This is a genomic window from Corallococcus sp. CA053C (assembly GCF_003611675.1).
In the GTDB taxonomy this organism is placed as follows: Bacteria; Myxococcota; Myxococcia; order Myxococcales; family Myxococcaceae; genus Corallococcus.
On the sequence record NZ_RAWA01000079.1, the window covers coordinates 21,090 to 28,897 of the forward strand.

7 protein-coding genes are annotated in these 7,808 nt (G+C 68.9%); all 7 read right to left on the reverse strand.

Annotation, left to right across the window (positions count from 1 at the left end):
- Positions 1–30: 30 nt before the first annotated feature.
- On the reverse strand, positions 31–2,925 hold the full coding sequence (gene ileS, locus D7V97_RS13635; protein WP_120611059.1) for an isoleucine--tRNA ligase: 2,895 nt from the start codon (positions 2,923–2,925) through the stop codon (positions 31–33).
- Positions 2,926–2,971: 46 nt separating this feature from the next.
- The gene (locus D7V97_RS13640) at positions 2,972–3,256 is read right to left on the reverse strand and encodes a hypothetical protein (protein WP_120611060.1); all 285 of its coding nucleotides are present in this window, start codon (positions 3,254–3,256) and stop codon (positions 2,972–2,974) included.
- Positions 3,257–3,278: 22 nt separating this feature from the next.
- The gene (locus D7V97_RS13645) at positions 3,279–3,968 is read right to left on the reverse strand and encodes a hypothetical protein (RefSeq protein WP_120611061.1); all 690 of its coding nucleotides are present in this window, start codon (positions 3,966–3,968) and stop codon (positions 3,279–3,281) included.
- 12 nt (positions 3,969–3,980) lie between these two features.
- On the reverse strand, positions 3,981–4,316 hold the full coding sequence (locus D7V97_RS13650; protein WP_120611062.1) for a hypothetical protein: 336 nt from the start codon (positions 4,314–4,316) through the stop codon (positions 3,981–3,983).
- Position 4,317: 1 nt separating this feature from the next.
- A complete protein-coding gene (locus D7V97_RS13655) occupies positions 4,318–5,316 on the reverse strand; it encodes a pilus assembly protein (RefSeq protein ID WP_120611063.1) in 999 nt (332 codons plus the stop codon).
- The gene (locus D7V97_RS13660) at positions 5,316–6,983 is read right to left on the reverse strand and encodes a pilus assembly protein TadG-related protein (RefSeq protein WP_120611064.1); all 1,668 of its coding nucleotides are present in this window, start codon (positions 6,981–6,983) and stop codon (positions 5,316–5,318) included. Before D7V97_RS13660 ends, D7V97_RS13655 begins: the two co-directional genes overlap by 1 nt.
- A gap of 4 nt (positions 6,984–6,987) precedes the next feature.
- On the reverse strand, positions 6,988–7,808 hold an 821-nt coding region (locus D7V97_RS13665), incomplete at its 5' end, for a TadE/TadG family type IV pilus assembly protein (RefSeq protein WP_368668908.1).

Below are 7,808 nucleotides of genomic sequence, written 5' to 3' on the forward strand. Positions count from 1 at the left end.
GCGTCTCCAATTCCAGACACTCCAACGGCTTCAGCCCAAGGCCTCACGGCACTTGAGGCACACCGCATCGCCCTGCCCCACCGCTTCTGAATACACCCAGCAGCGCGGGCACTTCGTCCCCAGGGCCGGCAGCACCTCCACGGACAGGGACACGCCGTCACCGAACGCCTGCGACACGTCCAGTGCCCGCGCCGCCTCGGATGCCGCGTCGGACAGCTCCACCTGGCTCACGATGAACAGCCCGGGCAGCTCCGCCAGGTGTGCCTGGAGCAGTTCCCGCACCGCCCCCTCCGCCGTCAGCGCCACGCGCGCCTCCAGCGACGCGCCGATGCGCTTGTCCCGCCGCGCCACCTCCAGCACGCCCTGCACCGCGCTCCGCACCGCGAACAGCTTCGTGTACCGCTCCGCCAACTCAGGTGACAGCGCGGCCACGGGTTCGGGGAAGCCCGCCAGGAACACGCTCTGGGCGCGGACGCCCGGCAGGTGCTGCCACGCCTCCTCCGCCGTGAAGCTCATCACCGGCGCCAGGAGGGGCAGCAACACCGTGAGGACCTCGTGCAGCACCGTCTGCGCACCCCGGCGCGCGAGCCCGTCCGCCTTCGCCGTGTAGAGCCGGTCCTTCAGGATGTCGAAGTACACCGCCGACAAGTCGTTGGCGCAGAAGTCCACCACCGTCGCGTAGACAAGGTGGAACTCGTAGTCCTCGTAGGCCTGCCGTACCCGCGCCGCCACCTGCGCCAGCCGCCCTCTCGCCCACTGGTCCAACGGCAGCAGCGCCTCCGCTGGCACCGCGTCCTTCGCCGGGTCGAAGTCGTGCAGGTTGCCCAGCGCGTAGCGCAGGGTGTTGCGGATCTTCCGGTAGCCCTCCGACAGCCCCTTGAGGATGGCGTCCGACAGCCGCACGTCGTTGCGGTAGTCGCTGGCCGCCACCCACAGCCGCAGCACCTCCGCGCCGTACTGCTGGATGACCTTGTCCGGCGCCACCGTGTTGCCCCGGCTCTTGGACATCTTCTCGCCGTGGCCATCCACCACGAAGCCGTGCGTGAGACACGCCTTGTAGGGCGCCACGTCGCGCGTGCCCACCGACACCAGCATCGAGGAATGGAACCAGCCCCGGTGCTGGTCACTCCCCTCCAGGAACAGGTCCGCCGGCACGCGCTGCCGCGTGCCCAGCACCGCGGAGAACATGCACGCCGAGTCGAACCACACATCCAGGATGTCCGTCTCGCGGTGGAACTCGCCGTTCCCACACCGGGGACACCGGAACTCCTCCCCGAGGAACTCCTTCACCGGCGTGCGGTACCACACGCCCGCGCCCTCCTTCTCCACCGCCGCCGCCACGCGCTCCATCACCTCCGGAGACACCACCGCCTCATCGCACCCGTCGCAGTACGCGATGGGAATGGGCACGCCCCAGCTGCGCTGCCGGCTGATGCACCAGTCCGGACGCCCCTCCAACATGCCGCGGATGCGCGAGTGTCCCCACGACGGTACCCATCGCACCCGGTCCACCTGCTCCAGCACCGCCTGCCGGAACGTCTGTGTGCCGTGGAAGGGCGCGTCCATGGGGATGAACCACTGGTAGGTCGCGGCCTGGATGACGGGCTGGTGGCAGCGCCAGCAATGCGGGTAGCTGTGCGTGACGGTGTCTGTCCTGTCATTGAGCAGCGCGCCCCGTTGCACCAGCAGGTCCAGCACCGCCGCGTTCGCGTCGAACACGCGGCGGCCCGCGAGCACCTCGCCCACCGTGTCGTCGTAGCGGCCGTCCGCGCGCACCGGGTTGTAGATGTCCAGGCCGTACGCGAGCCCCAGCTCGTAGTCCTCCTGGCCGTGCCCCGGCGCCGTGTGCACCAGCCCCGTGCCCGCCTCCAGCGTGACGTGCCCGCCCAACAGCACGCGGCCCTGCCGCTCGTAGAACGGGTGCTGGTACGTCACGTGCTCCAGGTCCTCGCCCGTGGCGTACGCGACGATGCGCGATGGGTCCACCAGCGCCGGCGACGACACCTCCCCGGTGGGAAGCTGCACGTGCTTCACCGCCAGCTCGTCCGCCTTCACCTCCGCCAGCACCTTCGCCAAGAGGTCCTTCGCCACGCACAGGATGCGGTCACTGAGCCGGTAGAAGACGTACTCGAACGTGGGGTTCACCGCGATGGCCAGGTTGGCTGGCAGCGTCCAGGGCGTGGTGGTCCAGATGACGAAGGACACGCGCTCGCCACGCAGCTGCGGCATCCGGTCCGCCAGCAACGGCCCCGCGTCGAAGGCCACGTACACGGAAGGCGACGTGTGCTCCGCGTACTCCACCTCCGCCTCGGCGAGCGCCGTCTGGTCCTGGAGACACCACGCCACCGGCTTCTTGCGCCGGTAGAGCATGCCCCGGCGCGCGAACGTGGCCAGCTCGCGCAGCTCCTGCGCCTCGTAGGTGAAGTCGAGCGTCCGGTACGGCGCCTCCCACGTACCGAAGACGCCCAGCCGCTGGAACTCCGTGCGCTGGATGTCCACGAACTCCAGCGCGTACTCGCGGCAGCGCTCCAGCAGCGCGTCGCGCGACAGCGTGCGCTTGTCGAGCTTCTGCTCCTTCAGTCGCTTCTCCACCGCCTGTTCGATGGGGAGACCATGCGTGTCCCAACCGGGGATGAAGTCACACGGGCGTCCGGACAGGTTCCGGAACTTCACCACGATGTCCTTCAGCACCTTGTTGAGCGCATGCCCGGCGTGCAGGTGGCCGTTGGCGTACGGGGGCCCGTCCGCCAGCACGAAGGGCTCACGGCCGGCGTTCTTCTCCAGCAGCTTCTTCCACACGCCGGCCTCCGCCCACCACGCGAGCAGGCGCGGTTCGAGCTGGGCCAGGTTCCCCTTCATGGGGAACTCCGTGCGCGGCAGGTGGACGGTGGCGTCGAGGTCCTTGCGGGAGGGGGCGTCGCTCATGGCTCCAGCGGCCGTAACACCCTCGCGCGGGCGCTTCAATCACAGGTCACTCGTCGTGGTCGTGCGTGTGCGGCTCCTGCGTGGCATTGCCCTTCTTGCCCTTGCAGCCCTTGGTGCATTTGGCCTTCTGCGCCTGGAACTTCCTCGTGCAGGTGTCCGAGCACGCCTTGTCCTTGGCGGGGCACTTCTTCACACAGGCCTTGAGGACGGGCGCGGCGCCAAGCGAACACTTGTCCTCGCACTTCTGCGCGAGCGCCTGGGGCGCCATCAGGACGGCGCCCAGCGCCATCAGTCCCAGCCAGCCTCGCACCGCGGTCTTCATGTCGGTCACGTCGTCCTTCTTCCAGGGGCCTTCACCTGCCCGGTGACAGCTCATCGTCCGGACCCGCCGCGCGGCGCACCAGCCGCACCGCCATCGAGCCATCCTTGGTGGCGCCCAGGGACAACTGGAGCTCCTCGGTGGCGGACCGGAACAGGCGGGGCTGCACCTCGCGGTAGCCTCGCTTGCCCAGCGCCTCGCGGTAGAAGGCCTCCACGTCCGCGGACGTCTTGTTCGCCACGGTATAGCTCACCGTGCGAGTCCCTTCCGTCTCCGCCGTCAGCGGCTTCGTCCCGCCGGGGAACACGGGCAGGTCGGAGGAAGGGGGGGCCTTCGCCGCACCCAGGTTCGCCTCACCCAGGATGACCGTGGTGGTGCCGTCCGGGTTCACCTGGAGGATGGCCGTGTAGGAGATGAAGTTGCGCGTATCGATGGCGGTCACCATGGGCTCGCGCATCAACTGCGGCTGCTGCTGCCCGGGCGGCACCACGAAGCCCCAGGACAGGAAGCGCTCCACCACGTGCCGCACGATGACGTCCGGCTTCTCCTTGCTGCGCACCGCGCGCAGCTTCACCGGCACCCCGTTGGCGTCCACCGACCCCGGCACGTCCACCACGCTGGCCGTCTTGGGAATCTCCCAGGTGAAGTTCGCCCGCTGCGCCCACCCCGGAGCCGAAGCCCCCAGGGCGAGCAGCAGGCCCCACCGTCGCATCACACGCGTCATCCGGCCCATGTCCTAGCGCTGCTGGTGCGTCCGCGCGGCCTTGACGGAGTTCGCCTTCTTGGGGCCCGTGTCGCCGTCTGCCTTGGGGCAGCGGGACTTGCACTGATTGAACTGGGTCTGGAACTTCTGCGTGCAGCGCACGGAGCAGGTGCGGTTGCTGTCCGCCTTCGCGGAGCCGGGGTCGCCGGGCGCCGGACAGGCGCTGATGCAGGCCTGGAGGGTGTCCCCGTTCTTGGTCGCGCAGTCGGTGTTGCAGGAGTTGCTGTCCGCGCGCGCGGCGGGGGCCATCAGGAATACGCCCAACACCAGCGCCAGCATCCCGCCGGACCACAGGCTTCGGTTCTTCATCTCAACAATCCTTTCCAAGGAAGCAGCCGCCATTGCCGAAGCGCTCCGTGTAGGAGATCCCGTAATGGGGCGTGGTGATGCCAATCATCGCGCCGGGCGAGGTGTTCCACAGGTTGCCCAGCGGCGCGGGGATGGTGAAGTACTGCATGAAGTTGGTCTCCTCCCCCGCCGCGCTCATCCAGAAGGTCTTCTCGCGGTTGCGCAGCACCAGGGGCGGCAGCGGGTTCCAGAAGACGGCCTCCATTGCCAGGAGGCTGCCGTAGGTCGGGATGAGCAGCGCGGTGGGCTCGTAGACGATCTTCGTGGCCGAATAGAACGGGATGTTGGTGCACGGCAGCGCCCAGTCCTGGAACAGCAGACAGGTGCTGGACTCCAGCTCGCCCGCGAGCCCCCAGTCATCGATGAGCATGGAGTAGCGGCCGTTGCACTGGCCCGACACCGCACGGCCCACGCCGCACACCTGGAAGCTGGCCCGGGTGGGGTCCATGTGATCCGCCTTGTACAGCCCCCCCTCGGACTCCCGGTCCAGGAACGAACGGGGGAAGTTCCACGCGCTCAGGGTCGCCTGCGAACTGCATCCGGTGCCGCCATTGTCGCGGTAGGCCAGCTGCGTGAGGATGGGGCCGTCCCAGCCCAGGGCGCCGTTCTCGGTGCAGTTGACCCGCAGGTCCGAGCCGCGTGTGAAGACCTGGGTGATGACATCGCCGTGGTTGACGCCCGACAGGCCGTTGAAGTCCGCGTAGCGCGCCTGCGCGTCCTCCGCGGCGCGGCTCATGGAGTCGTTCCCCTTGCTGTAGTCGAGCGGGATGATGTGCATGTCCCCGTGCGTGCCGTTCCACAGCGCGGACACCGCGGCCTCCTGCACCTTCAGCGACAGGAAGCCCACCTCCGCGAAGTGGATGCCGAACACCAGCACCGTCACGAACAGCGTGACGCCAATGGCCGCCTCCACGATGGACTGGCCGCGAACCTGCCGACGACGCCGGATGACCTGACCCATCACTGGAACCCCTGGAAGCCCACGCGCTGCAGTTCACGGATCATCTGGGCGGAGGAAGGAGAGCTGGCCCCCAGCGCCTCGAACGCGTCGTCCAGACCCGAGTTGTCGGTGTCCACCGGGACCAGCGTGGCGCGCCAGTACGGGTTGAGCAGGTTGGGCGGCTCGCTCCAGTGGGAGAAGCTCGCGCTGCTGCCGCGGTGGTAGTAGGCGATGCCGGTGGACAGCGCCGTCTGCACCCCCAGGGGCGTGCCGTCCGCCATGGTGGCGGTGCGGTTGTCGAACCGGCCCGCGTTCGGGTTGGGATTGGAGCCCTCGAAGCGGAAGCGGAACGCCAGGTTCCACGGGTCCTGGTCCGCGGCCGGCATGTTGCTGCGGTCGCGCTGGATGATGGCGAAGTTCTTCGGCTGCCCGAAGTTGTTGCCTTCCCCGTTGGGCCACAGCTCCGTCAGGTTGTAGTCCATGAAGGGCGGCCAGACGCCGGGGCAGCTCGACACACCGCCCAGGCACGGCGCCAGCATGTGGTTGATGAAGGGGGACGGATCCACGCCCCCCAGCCAGATATGCGTCGGCGTGGGCGCGAAGCCCCCCGAGGCGGCCACCTGGGCGAAGGCCGGCAGCGAGCCCCCCACGGCCAGGGGACAGGGCGGGCCACCGCCGTGGGCGACGTGGTTGTAGAGGTAGACCACCTGGCTGATGTCCTCGGCCGTCACCGCCGGTGCATAGGGAGGAAACAGCGGGTACTGCAGGCCCGGCTTGCCGAAGTAGCCCGTGCCCTCGCCCGCGACGACCGCGGCGATGTCGGGGGGCGTGATGACCCAGGCCAGGTTGGCGTCATGCGCCACGTAATCCATCATCGTGCGCGACGTGACGAAGTGGAAGCCACGGCTGCCCATGGCGGCGTCCACCAGGTGGGCCACCGTCAGGGGCAGCGGGTTGCACATCGCGCCGCCGCCCACGCACATCGTGTTGTCCGACAGTTCATCCCGGGAGACGCTGCCCGCGGAGGGCACCCGCCATCCCGCGTCTCGCGGGCTCCGGTGCCCGGTGATGTCCCCCAGGATGTCGTTGGCGAAGGCCTGGTCGCCCACTTTGTCCTCGAGACTCTGGTAGTCCGCCAGCGCGGAGGCGTAGAGGGCCCCCGAGGCAATCTGGTGCAGGCGCATCTGCAGGCCCACCAGCGGATCCAGCGACTGGAAGACGCCCTCCACGCGCAGGTCCTCCATCTGCAACTTGCTCATCAGCATGCCCAGGTCGGCCGAGCCCCGGAGGCCGCACTGGCACATGCGCGCGCAGAAGCCGTTGGACCACGCGCACGGGCATCCCGCCGCGGCGAACGCCTGGTAGACGGGCAGCCAGACCCCGTAGCCGAACTTCGCCGCGTTGAGCTCTCCCCGGTACAGGCTCACCCAGCTCAGCAGGCTGGCCGCGCCGGCGGACGCCACCATGTGGGCGATCTCCGTGCGGTTGATGACGGCGATGCTGTTGAAGGTGCGCGCGGTGGCCACCGCGTTGGAGTAGGCGGTCGCGTCCGCCACCGTCTGCACCTCGATGCGCTCGCGCACCTTCATGCTGAACGACAGCGTGAGGGCCACCATCAGCACCAGCAGCAGCATGCTGAGGACGAACAGCACCAGGGTCTGACCGCGCTGGGGGGAGAAGCGCTTCATGGGGTCACCGAGGGCAGCTCATGCTGGGAAAGAACCGCGCCTTCACGGGCGTCATCATCCGCATCGTGAACGTGGTGATGATGGGAAAGACGTACTGGCGGTTGTTCACGCGCTCCGCCAGCTCCATCGCCAACTCGCCTTCCAGCACGCGCGAGGGGGTGACTTCACCCGCATTCCAGTTGGCGTCGCGCTCGGCGAGGATGAGCGGGTTCGCGTCCGTGTAGGGGCGGATGTTGAAGTGCGCGAGGAACATGCGCGACATCACCCAGTTGGCGAACGGGATGCGCAGCGGGTACCAGAAGACGAGCTGCACCTCCAACCGCCGCAGGTGCCCCGGCCGGTCGAAGTCCTTGTCCTCCGGGCTCTCCACGCCGCCGCCCGCCAGGTCGCGTTGGATCCACACGATGCTGCCGTTGTGGACGCCATCCAGTTGGGGGCCCGGGCTGCCCGTCCCCGCGTAGCGGTTGTTGCTCCGCGCCGCGAACGCGTTCGCCAGGAGCCGCGGCGCATCCGACCCCGCGCCGCGCCCCAGCGGACCGTTGAGCGACCCCGTCCCCTGCCCCATGAACGAGTGGAAGGTGGGGATCAACGCGAGGATGGCCGCGTGGGTCATCCGCTGGCAGTCCCCGTGGCCCACGCTGCCCGCGCGCGTCGCCCGGAAGACCGCGTAGTGGGTCATCACCCGCGCCTGCATCATCAGGAAGAGCTGCAGGGCACCGAGGATCAGGAACACCACCAGGGGCAGCGACAGGGCCGCCTCCACCATGGCCTGACCTGATTCGCTCGATTCGCGGGGATGGCGTGGGCGCATGCGGGGGCTCATCC

What these genes read in the sequence shown, in the direction of transcription:
- ileS (WP_120611059.1), bottom strand. Translation starts at nt 2,925, where the DNA reads ATGAGCGACGCCCCCTCCCGCAAGGACCTCGACGCCACCGTCCACCTG.
- D7V97_RS13645 (WP_120611061.1), bottom strand. Translation starts at nt 3,968, where the DNA reads ATGACGCGTGTGATGCGACGGTGGGGCCTGCTGCTCGCCCTGGGGGCT.
- D7V97_RS13650 (WP_120611062.1), bottom strand. Translation starts at nt 4,316, where the DNA reads ATGAAGAACCGAAGCCTGTGGTCCGGCGGGATGCTGGCGCTGGTGTTG.
- D7V97_RS13655 (WP_120611063.1), bottom strand. Translation starts at nt 5,316, where the DNA reads ATGGGTCAGGTCATCCGGCGTCGTCGGCAGGTTCGCGGCCAGTCCATC.
- D7V97_RS13660 (WP_120611064.1), bottom strand. Translation starts at nt 6,983, where the DNA reads ATGAAGCGCTTCTCCCCCCAGCGCGGTCAGACCCTGGTGCTGTTCGTC.